Origin of the sequence: Phenylobacterium sp. (assembly GCF_046290725.1) — a bacterium.
Classification (GTDB): domain Bacteria; phylum Pseudomonadota; class Alphaproteobacteria; order Caulobacterales; family Caulobacteraceae; genus Phenylobacterium.
On record NZ_JBKBUH010000007.1, the window covers coordinates 1 to 16,042 of the forward strand.

Below are 16,042 nucleotides of genomic sequence, written 5' to 3' on the forward strand. Positions count from 1 at the left end.
GCCGCCGCGCAGGACGACCGTTTCGCGTGTCGCGCCAAGAATCCCACCAAAGATCCCCAAGGCGGCCCGGAGGTCACGGCGCTGTTCCGCCGCCCGCTCGGCCTGGGCGGCGAAGCGGGCGGCGAGCGTCGGCAAGGCTGGCGGCGGCCCATCTCGCGGCGCATGCAGCCGGGCGACGGTTTCGCAGGCGATCCGGCTGGCTTCTTCGTCGTCGTCAACCGAACGCGCCATGTCGGCCAGAGATCGACGCCCCGTCGCCCGCTTGAGCAGCAGGGCGTCGTCGTCCCGCTCGAGCACGGGCGCAGCCCCCTCGCCGTTCCACCAGGCCATCAGGGCGCCGCCGTCGCGCTCGAACTCGCTGAGCACGAGCTTCAGCATCGCCGGAATCTCGCCCTGGCGGACCGGCGCAAGGCGGCTCCTGGTGATCGGCGTCTCGAACGGCTCCCCGTCGGGGACGAGGCCCCATCGGTCTAGCCATGGCTGAAAGCTGCCCCACATGCGCGCGATCTTAGCGGATCGCGCGCATGTGGGGCGAGACGGCTACTGGGTGCGGCTTCCCTTGCCGGTCCCGCCCAGCGTCAGGTCGTTGTCGCCGGTCGCGCCTTCCTGGGTTCCGGCCGCGCTGCGGTCGCGCATGGCCGCGGCGTTGGCGCTGTCGCCGAAGCCCCGGCCGGAGCCGGTCAGGGGGTTGCCGCGCTCGACCCGCAGGTTGTTCTGAACGTGGGCGACGCCGGAAATGTCCTCCACGATCCGTTCGGCCCGATGCTTGGCTTCCCGCTCGTCGACCGTGCCGGAGAGCGTCACTTCCCCGCCCGAGACGCTGATGGAGATGTTGCTGGCGTCGACCCAGGGATCGTCGGTCAGCCGCTCATGGACCTCGTCGCTGATCCGTTCGTCCGAGCGCTTGTATCCCGCCGGTCCCCGCCCGCGATGGCCGGCGTGCCGCCCATCGTAGCGGTCCTCGTCGAAATCGAACCAGGAGGCGACCTTGTCGGTGGCGCGTTCCCAGAAGTTGCGGCCGTCCCGGTCCCGGCGCCCGTGGTCCCGGTCGCGATCCCAGTAGGTCTCGCGCTCGGCGTAGCGGCGGCCTTCCCAATCCTGGTCGGCGCGCCGACCATAGACCCTTTGATAGTCCCGCTGGCCGTCCCGGTCGGTATCGTAGCCGCCGCGCCAGCCGCGGTCGGTGCGATAGTCGGAATAGCTGCGGTCGCTGGGCGAGGTGGTGGTGAACTCGCCGCGATAGAGATTCGTGCGGCCGTCGTCGCCGTAGTAGCGCGCGCCGCGCCGCGCGCCCTGCCGGCCGCCGTAACGGCCATAGGCGCCACGGCCTTCATCATGGCGGCCGCCATAGTCGCGGTCGCCGTAGCCCGTATAGCCGCCGGCGCCGTAGCGCGGACCCGTATAGTCGGCGCCGGTTTCCCGTTCGCCGAAGACCGGCCCCCGCTCCTCGCGGGGCTGGAAGCTGCGATAGCCGCTTTCGTAGTCGCCCAGGGCGTAGTCGCGATTGGCGTAGTCGCTGGAGCCGTAGTCGTCCTCGCGCCCATAGCGTGAGGTCCGCCAATCCCGGCGCTCGCGTTCATCCATCCATCTGTCGGCCATGGCGGCTTCTCCCTTGTTTCTTGGCTGGTCAAGGCGACCTGCCGGGAGAACCGGGGGGCTGCGCTCCAGGTTCCGCTACACCTTCGTGACGTTCAGGTGAGCGCGCCGAACCAGCGGTCCAGCATGGCCGCCTCGCCCCGCAGGCGCTCGGCCCGCTCCGCGGCCTCCTCGTCCACGCCCCACTTCTCTTCCTGATAGGCCTCGTCGAGGCGGGAGAGCTCCCAGGCCTGTTCGCCCGACAGCCAGCGCCGCTGGAGAGCGAAGGCCAGCACGGCCGATCCGAACAGCGAGGTCCCGAAGGCGAGGCCCGCCAGGGAGAAGTCGTCGAGCTCGAGAGCCAGGGCTTCCACGCGGGCCAGGGTCTCCTCCGGCTGCTCGGCGTGCACGATGCCGGCGGTGCGGACGAAGACCAGGGCCAGGTCCTGCTCGGCGCGGTCCAGCATCGGCCCCCACCGGTCGGCCTGGCGGCGCGCAAGCGCTTCAGGTTCGGTCGCGTGATAGCAGAGCAGGTCCGAGCCGGCGTACTGCGCCACCTGGCGGGCGGTAGCTTCCCGGGCGTCCGGGATCGCCTCCAGGGCGGTGAAGGCCAGGCGGGTAACGTGCATGGTCGCCAGTTCGATGACGTCCGTCTGGGCCGCCCATTCCTCTGCGACCAGATCCGCAAGCGCCCGCGTGGGGGCGGTCAGCTTGCCGCCGCGCGGCGAGCGCACGTTGCGCCCGTCGAGCTTGACGGCGAAACCGCCCTCGTCCTCGACCACGGAGACGTCCTTGTAGAACTTCCGCGGCTTGTCGACCGGCTCGTGAAACCCTTTCTGCAACATCCGTCTCCTGCGGCGTGAGGCCCTGGAATGGGGACTGGCGGTGCAAGGCGCAAGCCCCGGCGACCCTTACCGCCGCCGGCGGCGGAACGGCTCCGGGTCGGCCTCGTGTTCGTCGAAGCCGAAACGCTCGAAGCCGGCCTTCATCTCCTTGCTGAGCGGCGCCTCCAGGATCAGCGTACCGCGCGAAGGATGCGGCAGGGTCAGCCGGCGGGCGTGCAGTTGCAGCTTCAGGCCCTCGGACAGCGCGGCGGAGGCCTCGTTGCCGTACTTCGGATCGCCCAGGATCGGGTGCCCCATGGCCAGCATGTGGGCGCGCAGCTGGTGGGTGCGGCCGGTATGGGGACGGAGCGCCATCCAGGTGACCCGCTGGGCCGCCCGGCTGACGGTGACGAACTCGGTCTCGGCAGGCTCGGCGCCCGGCTCTTTCGGCTGGGCGGGAACCACCATCTCCCGATCGCCCACCCCCTTCTTGACCAGCGGCAGCTCGAGGACGCCTTCGGGCGGCTTGGGCGCGCCGGCCACCAGCGCCCAGTAGGTTTTCTCCGCCCGTCGGCGGGCGAAGGCCCCCGACAGCTTGGCCGCAGCGGCCGGCGTCTTGCCGAGCACCAGCACGCCGGATGTGTCGCGGTCGAGCCGGTGGGTCAGGCGCGGCCGATCCAGACCCTCGCCCCAGGCCGAGAGCAGCCGATCGACGTGGCGCGTCGTCTTGGTGCCGCCCTGCACCGCCAGGCCGGACGGCTTGTTCAGCGCCAGCACCTCCTCGTCCTCGTAAAGCACGAGGGAACGCGCAAAGGCCGCGTCGCGGGGGTCCAGCGCCGGCTTGCCCTCGCCCGGCTTCGGCGCGTCCGGCAGTGGCGGCACGCGCACCATGGCGCCGGCGGCGAGACGCTGGTCGGCCTTGGCCCGCCCCCCGTCGACGCGAATCTGGCCGGAACGCGCCAGCTTCTGGATCTGGATCTGGGTCAGATGCGGCCAGCGCCGGCGCAGCCAGCGGTCCAGCCGCACGCCGTCCTCGCCGGGATCCACCGCGATGGTGCGCACCTCCCTCATGCGGGCGCTCGTGTGAGATGCCGCCGCGCGAACGCGGCCGGGGGGCGAACTTTCTGCATGCGCCCTTATGCGACGCCGCAGGTGCGACGGGAAGTCCCACCTCGGAATACGGATGCGCAAGGGGCGATTAAGCACGCGCGCCTAAGTTGTTCTCCTTTTTCGGATTTCCGGGGCGATGGCATGACCGCTGCGATGGAGTCGCTCAACGGCCTGCCGGCCGAAGATCCGCGAGCGCTGCATGCGGAGTTCGCGGTCGAGCAGGTGGTTCATCTGGGCCGTCAGAGCGTGGTGGCCCTGCGTCTCGAACCGAGCGTCCGCCAGGGCCCGGCCGCCCACCCCGTGCCGGCCCGCAGCTTCGCCAGGCTGTCCGACGAAGAGGTCGAGGCCATCGACCGCGCCGCGGTGGCGTTCGCCGCCGACCTGCCCGAGAGCGGCGGCCTGCCGCTGATCCTGCCGCAATCCTTCCGCAGCATGGCCGGCCGCAAGGGCCGCAACGCCCTGGCCCTCGCCGTCGGCGGCGCGGAAGCGGCCCGCAAGCGACTGATCGTCGAACTCCTGGACATCGACCGCGGAACGCCGGCCGGGCGGCTGACCGAGGTGGCGGGGCTGATCAACGCCGTGGCGCGCGGCGTGCTCGTGCGCCTGCCGCCGGCCCGAACGAGCGGTCCGCCCCCGCGGGAGGCGCGGTTGCAGGGGCTCACCCTGGACGGCGACGACCTGCCCGCCGATGACAGCGAAGCCGCGAGCGCCCTGCTGGAATTCGTCGAAAGCATTCGCGGCTTGCCAGGGCTGCGGATCGCCCAAGGCCTGCCTGACGAAGGCTATTTGGCCGTCGCCGAGGTGGCCGGCTTCACCCATGCGGGCCTTCGGGGCCAAGCCGCCCGCGCCCAGGCCGCCTAGGCTCTGGCGCCGACCATGCGTCGCACCTCGCGGGCATCGTAGACGTCCCGTTCAGTGGGCTTGGCGCCCCGCCCCATCAGCACCTCGATGGTCTGGGCCACCGCAGGGCCGCCGCCCAGGTCGAAACTGGTCCCCAGGCCCACGCCCACCCCGCTGCGATACGGCCCCGGACCCCCGCCCGCGCCCAAGGAGACCCGCGGCCCCGAATTGGGGGCCGCCTGCCGCGTCACGCGGTCCACCACCCGGAACCAGTCGTAGCCCTCCGCCAGCGCCAGGTCCGCCGCCCGCAGCAGAGCATAGTCGGCGACCTGCTCCACCGGCGCACCGCCCCCGCCGCGGAAGGTGATGCGGTAGCGGCCGGGCTCGATCCGCAGCTCCGAATAGCCCGGCGACTGCGGCCCGGCGGCGGGCGCATAGACGGTGGGCGCGGTGGCGCAGGCGGAAAGCGCCAGCAGGCCTGCGATGGCGAGGATGGACGGTTTCATCTTCAAGACCTCTGCGGAAGTCGTTAGACTCCCTGAACTTGCCTTCAGAACGACCGCGCAAGGATCGCCGTTCCGCTCAAGGCCCGGCGACGCCGAGAGCGGCGGCGAGCGCGGCCATGTCGGCCGGCGCCGGAGCCTCAATCCGCTTCAGTCCCCCATCCGGATGAGGAAACGAGAGCGCCTGGGCGTGCAGCATCAGGCGCGGGACGGGCCGGCCCGAAACCGTCAGGGCGCCGCCATAGCGGACGTCCCCGGCGATGGGGCGGCCCAGCGCCGCCAGATGCACGCGGATCTGGTGCATCCGACCGGTCTCCGGCTCCAGCTCCAGCAAGGAGGCGGCCGGGCCTGCGGCCAGGGTCCGATAGCGCGTGCGCGCAGCCTCGGCGTCCGGATGGTCGGGCGCGCAGACGCGCATATAGGCTTCGCGCCCTACCTCTTCGCGGCGAAGCGCAAGCTCGATCACGCCGCTCTCCCGCTCCGGCGGTCCGGGGGTGACGATGGCCCGATAGATTTTCGAAAACTTCCGCTCCATCAGCCGCTTGCCGAGGAAACTTGCGGCAGGCTTGGTCTTGGCGGTCAGGATCACGCCAGTGGTGTCGCGGTCCAGCCGATGGATCAGCCGCGGCCGCGCCTTGCCGGGCCTGGCGAAGGCCCAGAGCAGTTCGTCGAGGGTGTGAACCTGGCCGCGCCCGCCCTGGCTGGAAAGCCCCGCCGGCTTGTTCAGGGCCAGGATCTGCGCGTCCTCGTAGATCACGAGGCCACGGACGAAGGCGACCTCCTCAGGACTCAGCGAAACCGGTTCCGGCGCCTTGGCCGCGGCGCGCGCCCTCACGCCTTGCCGCTCCGTTCGGCGCGGATCGCCCGCCAGCGGTCGAGGCGCTCCTTGATCCGCGCCTCGGTCCCGACCTCCTTGGGTTCGTAGAACCGCTTCGGCTCCATCTCGTCGGGGAAGTAGTTCTGGCCGGAGAAGCCGCCCTCCACGTCGTGGTCGTAGGCGTAACCCTTGCCGCTGCCGAGATCCTTCATCAGCCGCGTGGGCGCGTTGCGGATATGGGCCGGCGGCATCAGCGAGCCGGTCTCCTTGGCCGACCGTTGGGCGGCCTTGAAGGCTGCATAGACCGCGTTCGACTTCGGCGCGCTCGCCAGATGCACGACCAGCTGGGCGAGCGCGATCTCGCCTTCGGGGCTGCCGAGGAAGTCGTAGGTATCCTTGGCGGCGTTGGCCAGCACCAGGGACATCGGGTCGGCCTCGCCGATGTCCTCCGCCGCCGCCCGGATCATCCGCCGGGCGATGAACAGCGGGTCCTCCCCGCCCTGCAGCATGCGCGCCAGCCAGTAGAGCGCCGCATCCGGATCGGACCCGCGGATCGACTTATGCAGGGCGGAGATGAGGTTGTAGTGCTCCTCCCGGTCCTTGTCGTAGGCCGGGCTGCGCTTCTGGAGAATCTGGCCCAGTTCCCTGACGGAGAGCGGCCGGGCCGAGCCGATGTTGAACAGGGTCTCGGCGAGCGTCAGCAGATAACGCCCATCCCCGTCGGCGAGCGCGATCAGCGCCGCCCGCGCCTCCGGTTCCAGCGGCAGTTCGCGGTCCTCGTGCGCCTCGGCCTTGGCGAGGAGAGTTCCGAGCGCCTCATCGTCCAGGCGCTTGAGCACATAGACCTGGGCCCGGGAAAGCAGCGCCCCGTTCAGCTCGAAGGAGGGGTTTTCCGTCGTGGCGCCGACCAGGGTGACGATCCCCTCCTCCACGAAGGGCAGGAAGCCGTCCTGCTGGGCGCGGTTGAAGCGGTGGATCTCGTCGACGAACAGCAAGGTGGCCTGGCCTGCCGAGCGGCGCACTCGCGCCTGATCGAAGGCCTTCTTCAGGTCCGCCACGCCGGAGAAGACCGCGGAAAGCTGCTGGAACTCGTACCCCGCCTCCTTGGCCAGCAGGCGGGCGATGGTGGTCTTGCCGGTGCCGGGCGGCCCCCAGAGGATCATGGAGGACAGCCGCTTGGCCTCGGCCATCCGCCGGATCGGCCCCTCGGGGCCGAGCAGGTGATCCTGGCCGACCACCTCCTCCAGCCGCTGCGGGCGCAGCCGGTCGGCCAGCGGCGCTGGCGCGTGCGGGGTCAGCCCGGCGGCTTCGAAGAGATCGGCCATGGTCCAGACTAGCAAGCCGCCCGGCGCCTGGGAAAGGCGTCGTCAGGTGCGGAAATTGGCGGTGATCTCCTGGCCGTTCCGCTCGATGGTGACCTGCCAGGCGCCGGAACCCGAGCCGACCACCGAGACGAGGTCGCGAACGTTGCGGATTTCGCGCCCGTTCACCCGCCGCACGATATCGCCCGGCCGCAGGCCGGCGTTCATGGCGAAGCCGCGCCCGACGCCGGCCACCATCACCCCTCGGCCCAGGAAGGGATCGAGGCCCAGTTCGTCGGCGACCGCCGGCGAGAGGTTCACGACCGTCGCCCCGTCGAAGGGGTTGCGGCCGGAGATCCGCTGCTCGTCGCGGTCGGGCGAGGCTGGCGGCGCTTCGGTGCGCAGGTTGAGCGTCTCCTGCCGGCCGTTCTCGCGGCGCACGCCCAGCTGCAGGGTCTCGCCCGGCCGGCGCGAAGAGATGGCGAAGGCCACGGCCGCGGCGTCGGCGGCCGGGCGACCGTCGATGGAGAGGATCACGTCGCCGCGGCGCAGGCCCGCGCGCGCCGCCGGACCGTCCGGCCAGATGTCGGCGACAAGCGCGCCTTGCGGCGCGGACAGACCCAGGGTGCTGGCGATCTCCGGCGTCACGGTCTGGGTCCGTGCGCCCAGCCAGGGGCGCACCACCCGCTCGCCGCCGCCGGCGGCCGTCTCCACCACCCGCCGCACGATGGCGGCCGGCACGGCGAAGCCGACGCCCGACGAGGTGCCCGATCGCGAGAGGATGAAGCTGTTCACCCCGATCAGGTCGCCGTCCATATCGACCAGGGCGCCGCCGGAATTGCCGGGATTGATGGCCGCGTCGGTCTGGATATAGGCGTTGGAGATGTCCCCATTGGGATCGGCGGTGCGGTTCAGGGCCGAGATGATGCCGTTGGTCACCGTCTGACCGACGCCGAAGGGGTCGCCGATGGCCAACACGAGGTCGCCGACCTCCGCCTCGCCGGAGTCGTCGATGGCCAGTGTCGGCAGGCGCTCGTTCCCGACGTCGATCTTCAGCACCGCCAGGTCGGTACGCGGGTCCGACAGCAGGATGCGGGCCTGGAACTCGCGGCGGTCGGCGAGCGCCACGGTGATCTCCTGCCCGCCGGCGACCACGTGGTGGTTGGTGACGATGATGCCGTCGGAGCGGACGATGACGCCCGAGCCCAGCGAGTTCTGAACGCCCTGGCGCGGCGCGCCCAGGCCGAACATCTCCCAGAACGGGTCGCGCTGGCGCACCAGCCGCTTGGAGGAGATGTTGACCACCGCCGGCGCCGCCTTCTTCACCACCGGGGCGAAGGACATCTTCATGGTCGCCACGTCGGTCGGGCTCGACCGCGTGGGCTGGGACAGGGGCGGAACCTGAGCGTTCGACTTGGCCGCCGGGTCGGAGCAGGCGGCGAGCACGACAAGAGCGGGGATCAGGACGCGGTAGGCGCGCATACGGTCTCCAGGCGGTCTTAAGCTTCGCCTGAATCTGCCGAGATTTCAGGCGCATTGATGGCCGGATTTAGCGCCGGTTCGGCGCTTGTGAAGCCCTTTGGGGCGATTCCGTTCCGCCTAACCCGCCGGCTGCGCGGCGGCTTCGGGCGCCCGGCCGACCTTCAGCGCCAGCAGCCAGGCCAGCGCCAGGAGGCCGCCGGCGATGTAGATCGCCAGGCCTGGCTGATGGAGCACGCCCTCGTGCCGAATCGACCAGGCGAAGGTCAGGCCGAACAGGATCGGTCCGATGATGGAGGCGATGCCCTGCAGGCCCTGGTTCGCGCCCTGCAGCTGACCCTGGTTCGACGGCCCGACGCGGCGGGTCATCAGGCCCTGAAGGCCAGGCAGGACGAAGTTCATCAGGGCGAAGACCGGTATGCCGATCAGATAGATCGCGCCGGTGGGCGCAAAGCCGTAGATCGCGAACCCCGTCGCCCCGGCGGCGGCCCCCAGCAGCAGGGCGCCGCGCTCGCCGATGCGGGCCACCACCGGCCCCACCAGCAGGGTCTGCACCAGCACCCCGGCGATCCCGGTGCCCATCATGGTCAGGCCCATGATGTCCGGCGTCCAGCCGTAGCGATAGCCGGTGTAGAGCACGAAAATGGTCGGCAGCACGGTGTGGGCGAGCTGGTAGAGGAAGCCGACGCCGGCCAGGCCCAGCAGGTCACGATGGCTGCGGAGGAAGGCGAGCGCGCCGAGCGGATTGGCCCGGCGCCAGTCGAAGGCCTGCACCCGCCGTTCCGGCGGCAGGGATTCCGGCAGGACGAAGAGCCCGTAGAGCACGTTGAGCGTGGTGAGGCCGGCGGCCACGAAGAAGGGCAGGCGCAGCGCCGCCTCCTCGCCCAGGATCGCGGCGAAGGTGGGGCCTGCCAGGAAGCCGCCGAGCGCTGGCCCGATCAGGAAGCCGAACGAGAAGGCCGAGCCCATCCAGCCGAAGGCCTTGGCTCGCGGTCGGGCGGCGTCACGTCGGCCACATAGGCGTTGGCGGTGGAGAAGCTGGCCGCGGTGATCCCGTTGATCACCCGGCCCACGAACAGCCAGGCGAGATTGGGCGCGAGCGCCATGAACAGGAAATCGATCGCCAGCCCGCCCAGGGAGACGAGCAGGATGGGCCGCCGCCCGAACCGGTCCGACAGCATGCCGAGGATCGGCCCGCAGAAGAGCTGCATCAGGCCCCAGACGGTGGCGAAGACCACGTTCCATTCCGAGGCCGCCGCCGTGTCCCCGCCGGTGAACTGCTTGATGAGGTTGGGCAGGACCGGGATCATGATGCCGAACGAGACGGCGTTGATCACCGCGGCGATGAAGATGAAGCGGAAGGCGTGAGCCCAGGACCTCTGCGCCGCCTCTCCCGAAACCTGGCTCATGACCGCCCCTCGCGCGCCCGCCCGCGTCCCAAGCGGCGGAAGATGAAACAAACAGAGAACCCGCGCAACGCCGTTATTCCGCCTGGGAACGGTGAGCCGCGAGCAGCACCTGCCACCACTCCGCCAGCCGCATGAGCAGGGCCTGATCGGGGAAGCCATGACGTGCGGCGCTTTCGGCCGGCACCTGGTCGAAGCCGCGGTGCTCGACGCTGACGCGGGTCTCCTCGCCCACCGCTTCGAACCGCACCTCGACTTCTGTCTGAAGATCCGGCGGGAAGTTCGCCTGGCGCCAGGTGAAAACCAGCCGGCTCGGCGGCTCCCAACTGAGGATGCGACCGATCTCGAAGACCTTGCCGTTGGCGAGCGTCTCGGTGAGGCGGCCGCCCTCGCTCGGCTCGAACGCCAGCAGGCCCGGCGCACGCGGAGTCGTCTGGAAGAGCCCGTTCGGCCGCCACCAGGCGCCGATTTCGCGCACGAAGGCGTCGAAGCAGCGCTCCGGCAGCGCCTTCACGCGCAGGGCCACATAGACCTTGGAGGTCATACGCCGCGCTCGACGTGGGCCTTGAAAGCGGCGAGCTGCTCGGTCCAGAGCTGCTCGCTCTCCTCCAACCATCGCAGGAGATGGACCATGGGTTCGGGCCTCAGGGCGTAGATGCGCACCCGCGCATCGAAGGCGGGATGAGACTCCTCGACAAGGCCGCTCTCGCGCAGGGCCTTCAGGTGCCGGCTCATCATCGGCGCCGAGATCCCGAGCTCCCGCGCCAGTTCGCCGGCGGGGCGCGGCCCTCGGGCCAACAGCTCCACCGCGCGCCTGCGGTTGGGCTCGGCGAGGGCTGCAAGGGTGCGGTCGACGGCCGCCGCGTTCATCGCCATCCGGTGATCTTCAGCCCACTGGCGGCTTCCGCCTCTTCGCGGGTGACATAGCGGACGGTCCGGGACACCGTCCAGATGTGCCCTTCCGGGTCCCGGCAGCGATAGGTGCGGTCGCCGTAGAACTGCGTCTCCGGCTCGGCGAGGATCTCCGCGCCGGCCTGGCGCGCCCGCTCGCAGTGGGCGTCGAGGTCGGTGTCGATCTCGATAGACACCGTCTGGGTGTTGCGCCCGCCCAGCGACTTGGGGCTCCGATGATCGGCGCTCCACTCCTGGCCGATCATGACGACGCCGTCGCCGAAGGTCATCTGGGAGTGGGCGACATTGCCCTCCGCGTCCTCCAGCAGCATGGAGAGCTCGAAGCCGAACGCCTTCTCCAGCCAGGCCAGGGCGGCCCGGGGGTCCTGGTAGAACAGTGCGGAACGGAAGCCAGGCATGTCAGTTCGCCTCGATCTTGCGGCCGGTCGCCGCGGCCATTTCCTCTGGGGTCATTGCCTGCACGGTCTGGCCGAAAGACCAGGGGTGATCCTCCAGGTCGCGGCAGGTGAAGACCCGGTCGCCATAGGGCTGGGTCTCCGGCTCCCGCTCGATGACGGCGCCGGCGGCGCGCGCCTGCTCGCAGCGGGCGTCCAGCCCTTCCCTCAGTTGCACATGCACCGACTGCGTCGCCCGGCCGCCGAAGGCTGCGGGGCTGACGGAACTGTCCTTCGGCGGCCCGACCACCATGATGTAGCCGTCGCCCAGGGTGAGTTCGGAATGGAGGACGCCGCCCGCCCCGTCGTCGACGACCATTCGTGTCTCGAAGCCGAACGCCTTCTCCAGCCACGCGATGGCCGCGCGCGGATCGCGGTACCAGAGCACCGGTCCGATGGTGGGCAGCTGGGATCTGTCGTCCATGGTCACACCTCCTGCAGCCTGTTGCGCACCTTCAGCCCGGTGGCGGCCGTCATTTCCGCGTTGGAGACGTGGCGCAACTCCTGGCGGAAGTTCCAGACGTGCCCCTCAAGGTCGTGGGCGCGGTAGGTGCGCGCGCCATAGAACTGGTCCTCCGGATCAGCGACGATCTTCGCTCCGGCGGCCCTCGCCTGCTGACAATGGTCGTCAATCCCCTCCGCCAGCTCCACCCACATGAACTGGGTGCCGGCGCCGCCCACGGAGGCCGGGCTCTTCATGGCCGCGCCGCCAAGCTGGGGTCCAGCCCACTCGCCGCCGATCCCGATGTGACAGCCGCGGAAAGCCACTTCGGCGTGGCCGACGCGCCCTTCGTCGTCCGTCAGCAACAGGACGGTTTCGAAGCCGAACGCCCGTTCCAACCAATGCAGGGCGGCCATCGGATCGCGATAGAAGGCGGTCGGTGTGATTGCAGCCCTATCCATGCGGCGCAGCCCATTCATTTCCATTATCCAGAATATTTAACTCATATTGCAATTATCTCGTCAACCCCGCGCGCCGCGCTCCCGTCGTAGCGCCTCAACGGGCGAAGGCGGCCCTAAGCTCGTCCAGATCGCCGTCGTGGGGCTCCGGCCGAACGCCTAGCAGCCGAGCCAGCAGCGGATAGACATCCACATTGTCGAACTCCGCGACGCGGGCGCCCGCACGGAAAGAGGGTCCGTGACCGATGAAGAGGGCGCGCATCTCCGGCGACTGCGGGTCGAATCCATGGTTGCCGCCGGAGAGACCCCATCCGGCGATCCTGGCGCGGGTGGTGATTTCCCAGCCCGTCTGCGGCAGGCAGAAGATCGGCGCCACCCGGCGATGGGTTCCATAGTGGTGGTGGGCCGGGATCTCGGACTTGCGCCAGCATTGCATCCGCTCGTGCGGGCGGATCAGTGCGGCCTCGACCTCGGCCTCGCGCCCTGGCGCAGGGTAGTAGGTCATGAAGGCACCGAGACCGAGCGTGCGGCCGGCGGCCGGCGGCAGCAGGTCGTCGACATAGATCACCCGCTCGGCCGAAACCTCGGCCATACCGTGGTCGGAGACGATCACCAGGTCGGCGGCGATCCCTCGCGCCTTCAAGCCCGCGACCAGCCGCCCGAGGGCGGCGTCGGTGCGCTCCAGGGCCTCGTCCAGCTGGGCCGAGTTCGGCCCGCCGACGTGGCCGGCCGTGTCCACCTCGTCGAAATAGAGGGTGAGGAAGGCCGGGCGCTCCTCCTTCGGGAGGTCCAGCCAGGCCAGCACCTGGTCGGTCCGGCGGTCGGCCGGCATGGACTGGTCGAACACCATCCAGCGGCTGGGGCGCACGCCCTGGATAGCGGCCTCCGAGCCCGGCCAGAACATCGTCGCCGAGCGCACGCCGGCCCGTTCGGCGCTCACCCAGATCGGGGTGGCGTCGTTCCACCAGCGCGGATCGGTCACGGCATCCCGGTTGGAGAGCCGGAAGGTGACGCCGGGGATCGTCGGATCCTCCATGGTGTTGTCGACGATCCCATGCCGGTCGGGGCGCAAGCCCGTGACCAGGGTGTAGTGGTTGGGGAAGGTCTTGGACGGGAAGGAGGGCCGCATGGCGCCGAACGCCCCCTCCTCCGCCAGCCGGGCGAGCTCCGGCGTCCGGCCGCGCTGCAGATAGTCCGGATGGAACCCATCGATGGAGATGAGGATCACCGGCGTGCGCACCCCAGGGGGCGGCTCCGGCGCATGCGCGCAACCGGCGAGCAGCAAGACGGCGAAAACCAGCGCCAGGGCGCTATCGAGGATCGAGGACCGCATCTGGGCAGACTAGCCTCGTTTCGCGACGATTCCTCTCCGGCGCGCCTATTCTCCGCGCCAAGTGTCGGGATGCGGCCGGTTCGTTCGTCGTTCCGGCGCAGGGGCGGCGCGCCGCCGAGCAACAGGAGACATCGAGATGAGGAAAGTCGTCGCCGCCGCGTTCGTGTCGCTGGACGGAGTCATGCAGGCGCCGGGCGGACCGGAGGAGGATCCCACCGGCGGCTTCACCCAGGGCGGCTGGACCGCCACCTACTGGGACGAGATCATGGGCCAGTCCATGGATATCTTCGGCGGCCCCTTCGACCTGCTGCTGGGCCGCAAGACCTACGAGATCTTCGCCGCCCACTGGCCCTATGTCACGGACGACCCGATCGGCGAGGCCTTCACCGCCTGCACCAAGTATGTGGCCACCTCTTCCGCCGCGCCGCTGACCTGGGCCAACTCCAAGGCCCTGCATGATCCCGTCGCCGAGGTGACGCGACTGAAGCAGGCGGAAGGCCCGGTCCTGCTCACTCAAGGCTCCAGCCAGCTCCTGCAGGCCCTGATCGCCGCGGGCCTTGTGGACGAGTTCCGGCTGATGACCTTCCCCGTGGTGCTGGGGCGCGGCAAGAAGCTGTTCGGCGAGGGCCTGCCGGCCTTCGCCCTGACCCTGGCCGACAGCAAGGTCTCGACCACCGGCGTGACCATCGCCACCTATCTTCCGGCGGGCGCCGTGCCCCTCGGCTCCTTCGCCCTGGAAGAGCCGACCGAGGCCGAGCTCGCCCGGCGCGAGCGGATGCGGCGCGAGGGATAGCCCCAATGCAAAAGCCCCGGACGTCGCGTCCGGGGCTTTAAGATCTTTGGCGTGTCCGCGGGCCTTATTCGTCGCCGAAGGCCGAGACCTGGACCGGGCCGGAATCCTTGCCTTTTTCGGCCGGGTCGCGGTCGACGAACTCGATCACCGCCATGGGGGCGTTGTCGCCATAGCGATAGCCGGCCTTCAGCACGCGGACGTAGCCGCCCTGACGGGCGGCGTAGCGCGGGCCGAGCGTGGAGAACAGCTTGCCGACCTGCTCGACGTCGCGGACCTGGCTGATCGCCTGGCGGCGGGCGTGCAGATCGCCGCGCTTGGCGAGCGTCACCAGCTTCTCGACGATCGGGCGCAGTTCCTTGGCCTTGGGCAGGGTGGTAACGATCTGCTCGTGCTTGATCAGGCTCGCCGCCATGTTGGCGAACATCGCGGTGCGGTGGGCGGTCGTCCGGCCCAGTTTGCGGTGGGCTTTGCCGTGACGCATCTCATATCTCCTGGGCCGCCTGGCCCGCTGGACGCCCCGCTGTGCAGCGAAATCGTCCTTGCCTGATCAATCCCAGCCTGCTCCCGCCTGGGTCAACACGAAGCGCCGGAGCCCTCCACCGCTGTTGCGGCTTCATCAGGCCCTGGCCGCCGAGGCGGCCCGGAGTCGGCGCACCGAGCACGTTAGGCGGAAGTGTCTGCGGTTCCGCCGCCCGAACGTGCTCTAATTTTAGTATCCAAAATTCGCCGGGCGAATTTTGGGGCCTTGTTACATCTGGTCTTCGAACTTCTTGGCCAGCTCTTCGATGTTCTCAGGCGGCCAGTTGGGCACGTCCATGCCGAGATGCAGGTTCATGCCGGCGAGCACTTCCTTGATCTCGTTCAGCGACTTGCGGCCGAAGTTCGGGGTGCGGAGCATCTCCGCCTCGGTCTTCTGGATCAGGTCGCCGATATAGACGATGTTGTCATTCTTCAGGCAGTTGGCCGAGCGGACGGAGAGCTCGAGCTCGTCCACCTTCTTCAGCAGGGCCGGGTTGAACGGCAGTTCCGGCTTGGCCTCGCCTTCGACCTTCTTCTTCGGCTCTTCGAAGGTGATGAAGATCTGCAGCTGGTCCTGCAGGATGCGGGCGGCGTAGGCCACCGCGTCCACCGGGGAAACCGCGCCGTTGGTCTCCACTTCCATGATCAGCTTATCGTAGTCGAGGCTCTGGCCCTGGCGGGTGGGCTCGACGCGATAGGCGACGCGCTTGACCGGCGAGAACAGGCTGTCGACGGCGATCAGGCCGATCGGGGCGTCCTCGGGGCGGTTCTGCTCGGCGGGCACATAGCCCTTGCCGTTGTTGACCGTGAACTCCATGCGCACGGTGGCGCCGTCGTCCAGGGTGCAGAGCACGTGGTCGGGGTTCAGGATCTCGATGTCCGAGGACACCTCGATCTGGCCGGCGGTCACGGCGCCCGGGCCGGTGGCCCGCAGGGTCATGCGCTTCGGACCTTCCGAATGCATGCGCAGGGCCATCTGCTTGATGTTCAGCACGATGTCGACGACGTCCTCGCGGACGCCCTCGAGCGACGAGAACTCGTGCACCACGCCGTCGATCTGCACGGCGGTCACGGCGGCGCCTTGCAGCGAGGAGAGCAGGACGCGGCGCAGGCTGTTGCCCAGCGTCACGCCAAAGCCGCGCTCGAGGGGTTCGGCCACCAGACGCGCCTTGCGGCTGGCGTCGGCGCCGGTCTCGATCAGCGGCTTCTCGGGACGGATGAGCTCGTTCCAGTTTCTTTCGATCACAGGTGTCCCTCGAACGCAGGAGGCCGGACGCGGTTCACGCGGTCCGGCTC

18 protein-coding genes and 1 pseudogene are annotated in these 16,042 nt (G+C 69.8%); 2 read left to right on the forward strand and 17 right to left on the reverse strand.

Translation table 11 applies throughout. The features are described 5' to 3' along the window. From ACK41C_RS20375 to ACK41C_RS20390, 4 genes are all read right to left on the reverse strand, one after another. Positions 1-498, reverse strand: a 498-nt coding sequence (locus ACK41C_RS20375) for an aminoglycoside phosphotransferase family protein (protein ID WP_409658456.1), incomplete at its 3' end; no start/stop codon positions are given. A 42-nt stretch (positions 499-540) separates the two neighbouring features. Then, complete coding sequence (locus ACK41C_RS20380) at positions 541-1,599, reverse strand: BON domain-containing protein (RefSeq protein ID WP_409658459.1); 1,059 nt, start codon at positions 1,597-1,599, stop codon at positions 541-543. A 92-nt stretch (positions 1,600-1,691) separates the two neighbouring features. Then, a complete protein-coding gene (locus tag ACK41C_RS20385) occupies positions 1,692-2,420 on the reverse strand; it encodes an ATP12 family chaperone protein (RefSeq protein ID WP_409658462.1) in 729 nt (242 codons plus the stop codon). Positions 2,421-2,486: 66 nt separating this feature from the next. Then, positions 2,487-3,470: an RluA family pseudouridine synthase gene (locus ACK41C_RS20390; protein ID WP_409658465.1), complete on the reverse strand. Its 984-nt coding sequence runs from the start codon at positions 3,468-3,470 to the stop codon at positions 2,487-2,489. A gap of 180 nt (positions 3,471-3,650) precedes the next feature. Between ACK41C_RS20390 and ACK41C_RS20395 the strand changes: the two genes are divergently transcribed. Beyond that, positions 3,651-4,370: a hypothetical protein gene (locus ACK41C_RS20395; RefSeq protein ID WP_409658468.1), complete on the forward strand. Its 720-nt coding sequence runs from the start codon at positions 3,651-3,653 to the stop codon at positions 4,368-4,370. Here ACK41C_RS20395 and ACK41C_RS20400 read toward each other — a convergent pair. From ACK41C_RS20400 to ACK41C_RS20450, 11 genes and pseudogenes are all read right to left on the reverse strand, one after another. Then, complete coding sequence (locus ACK41C_RS20400; protein ID WP_409658471.1) at positions 4,367-4,855, reverse strand: CC0125/CC1285 family lipoprotein; 489 nt, start codon at positions 4,853-4,855, stop codon at positions 4,367-4,369. The genes ACK41C_RS20395 and ACK41C_RS20400 overlap by 4 nt on opposite strands. 76 nt (positions 4,856-4,931) lie before the next feature. Further along, the gene (locus ACK41C_RS20405; protein WP_409658474.1) at positions 4,932-5,687 is read right to left on the reverse strand and encodes an RluA family pseudouridine synthase; all 756 of its coding nucleotides are present in this window, start codon (positions 5,685-5,687) and stop codon (positions 4,932-4,934) included. Then, complete coding sequence (locus tag ACK41C_RS20410) at positions 5,684-6,994, reverse strand: replication-associated recombination protein A (protein WP_409658476.1); 1,311 nt, start codon at positions 6,992-6,994, stop codon at positions 5,684-5,686. The genes ACK41C_RS20405 and ACK41C_RS20410 overlap by 4 nt, the downstream gene beginning before the upstream one ends. A 42-nt stretch (positions 6,995-7,036) precedes the next feature. Then, positions 7,037-8,452: a Do family serine endopeptidase gene (locus tag ACK41C_RS20415; RefSeq protein WP_409658479.1), complete on the reverse strand. Its 1,416-nt coding sequence runs from the start codon at positions 8,450-8,452 to the stop codon at positions 7,037-7,039. Between the two features lie 117 nt (positions 8,453-8,569). Continuing rightward, positions 8,570-10,017 (reverse strand): annotated as a pseudogene (locus tag ACK41C_RS20420) (TCR/Tet family MFS transporter). Further along, complete coding sequence (locus ACK41C_RS20425; protein WP_409658482.1) at positions 9,932-10,399, reverse strand: SRPBCC family protein; 468 nt, start codon at positions 10,397-10,399, stop codon at positions 9,932-9,934. The pseudogene ACK41C_RS20420 and the gene ACK41C_RS20425 overlap by 86 nt, the downstream one beginning before the upstream one ends. Further along, positions 10,396-10,731, reverse strand: a complete 336-nt coding sequence (locus ACK41C_RS20430; RefSeq protein WP_409658485.1) for an ArsR/SmtB family transcription factor — start codon at positions 10,729-10,731, stop codon at positions 10,396-10,398. The genes ACK41C_RS20425 and ACK41C_RS20430 overlap by 4 nt, the downstream gene beginning before the upstream one ends. Further along, a complete protein-coding gene (locus ACK41C_RS20435; protein WP_409658488.1) occupies positions 10,722-11,165 on the reverse strand; it encodes a VOC family protein in 444 nt (147 codons plus the stop codon). Before ACK41C_RS20435 ends, ACK41C_RS20430 begins: the two co-directional genes overlap by 10 nt. 1 nt (position 11,166) lies before the next feature. Beyond that, complete coding sequence (locus ACK41C_RS20440; RefSeq protein WP_409658491.1) at positions 11,167-11,625, reverse strand: VOC family protein; 459 nt, start codon at positions 11,623-11,625, stop codon at positions 11,167-11,169. A 2-nt stretch (positions 11,626-11,627) separates the two neighbouring features. Next, positions 11,628-12,122, reverse strand: a complete 495-nt coding sequence (locus tag ACK41C_RS20445) for a VOC family protein (protein WP_409658494.1) — start codon at positions 12,120-12,122, stop codon at positions 11,628-11,630. A gap of 76 nt (positions 12,123-12,198) precedes the next feature. Then, positions 12,199-13,434, reverse strand: coding sequence for an ectonucleotide pyrophosphatase/phosphodiesterase (locus tag ACK41C_RS20450; RefSeq protein ID WP_409658497.1), 1,236 nt, complete (start codon positions 13,432-13,434; stop codon positions 12,199-12,201). Between the two features lie 136 nt (positions 13,435-13,570). Between ACK41C_RS20450 and ACK41C_RS20455 the strand changes: the two genes are divergently transcribed. After that, positions 13,571-14,227 carry a dihydrofolate reductase family protein gene (locus tag ACK41C_RS20455; RefSeq protein ID WP_409658500.1) on the forward strand — a complete coding sequence of 219 codons (657 nt, stop codon included), beginning with the start codon at positions 13,571-13,573 and terminating at the stop codon, positions 14,225-14,227. Positions 14,228-14,291: 64 nt separating this feature from the next. Here the strand turns inward: ACK41C_RS20455 and rplQ are convergent, their stop codons facing one another. Beyond that, positions 14,292-14,708, reverse strand: a complete 417-nt coding sequence (gene rplQ, locus ACK41C_RS20460) for a 50S ribosomal protein L17 (RefSeq protein WP_409658503.1) — start codon at positions 14,706-14,708, stop codon at positions 14,292-14,294. Positions 14,709-14,975: 267 nt separating this feature from the next. Then, entirely contained in the window at positions 14,976-15,992 is a 1,017-nt protein-coding gene (locus ACK41C_RS20465) for a DNA-directed RNA polymerase subunit alpha (RefSeq protein WP_409658506.1), read from the reverse strand. Positions 15,993-16,042 lie beyond the last annotated feature (50 nt).

What these genes read in the sequence shown, in the direction of transcription:
- ACK41C_RS20395 (WP_409658468.1), top strand. Translation starts at nt 3,651, where the DNA reads ATGACCGCTGCGATGGAGTCGCTCAACGGCCTGCCGGCCGAAGATCCG.
- ACK41C_RS20390 (WP_409658465.1), bottom strand. Translation starts at nt 3,470, where the DNA reads ATGAGGGAGGTGCGCACCATCGCGGTGGATCCCGGCGAGGACGGCGTG.
- ACK41C_RS20385 (WP_409658462.1), bottom strand. Translation starts at nt 2,420, where the DNA reads ATGTTGCAGAAAGGGTTTCACGAGCCGGTCGACAAGCCGCGGAAGTTC.
- ACK41C_RS20425 (WP_409658482.1), bottom strand. Translation starts at nt 10,399, where the DNA reads ATGACCTCCAAGGTCTATGTGGCCCTGCGCGTGAAGGCGCTGCCGGAG.
- ACK41C_RS20455 (WP_409658500.1), top strand. Translation starts at nt 13,571, where the DNA reads ATGAGGAAAGTCGTCGCCGCCGCGTTCGTGTCGCTGGACGGAGTCATG.
- ACK41C_RS20440 (WP_409658491.1), bottom strand. Translation starts at nt 11,625, where the DNA reads ATGGACGACAGATCCCAGCTGCCCACCATCGGACCGGTGCTCTGGTAC.
- ACK41C_RS20450 (WP_409658497.1), bottom strand. Translation starts at nt 13,434, where the DNA reads ATGCGGTCCTCGATCCTCGATAGCGCCCTGGCGCTGGTTTTCGCCGTC.
- ACK41C_RS20445 (WP_409658494.1), bottom strand. Translation starts at nt 12,122, where the DNA reads ATGAATGGGCTGCGCCGCATGGATAGGGCTGCAATCACACCGACCGCC.
- ACK41C_RS20380 (WP_409658459.1), bottom strand. Translation starts at nt 1,599, where the DNA reads ATGGCCGACAGATGGATGGATGAACGCGAGCGCCGGGATTGGCGGACC.
- ACK41C_RS20435 (WP_409658488.1), bottom strand. Translation starts at nt 11,165, where the DNA reads ATGCCTGGCTTCCGTTCCGCACTGTTCTACCAGGACCCCCGGGCCGCC.
- ACK41C_RS20410 (WP_409658476.1), bottom strand. Translation starts at nt 6,994, where the DNA reads ATGGCCGATCTCTTCGAAGCCGCCGGGCTGACCCCGCACGCGCCAGCG.
- rplQ (WP_409658503.1), bottom strand. Translation starts at nt 14,708, where the DNA reads ATGCGTCACGGCAAAGCCCACCGCAAACTGGGCCGGACGACCGCCCAC.
- ACK41C_RS20430 (WP_409658485.1), bottom strand. Translation starts at nt 10,731, where the DNA reads ATGGCGATGAACGCGGCGGCCGTCGACCGCACCCTTGCAGCCCTCGCC.
- ACK41C_RS20400 (WP_409658471.1), bottom strand. Translation starts at nt 4,855, where the DNA reads ATGAAACCGTCCATCCTCGCCATCGCAGGCCTGCTGGCGCTTTCCGCC.
- ACK41C_RS20415 (WP_409658479.1), bottom strand. Translation starts at nt 8,452, where the DNA reads ATGCGCGCCTACCGCGTCCTGATCCCCGCTCTTGTCGTGCTCGCCGCC.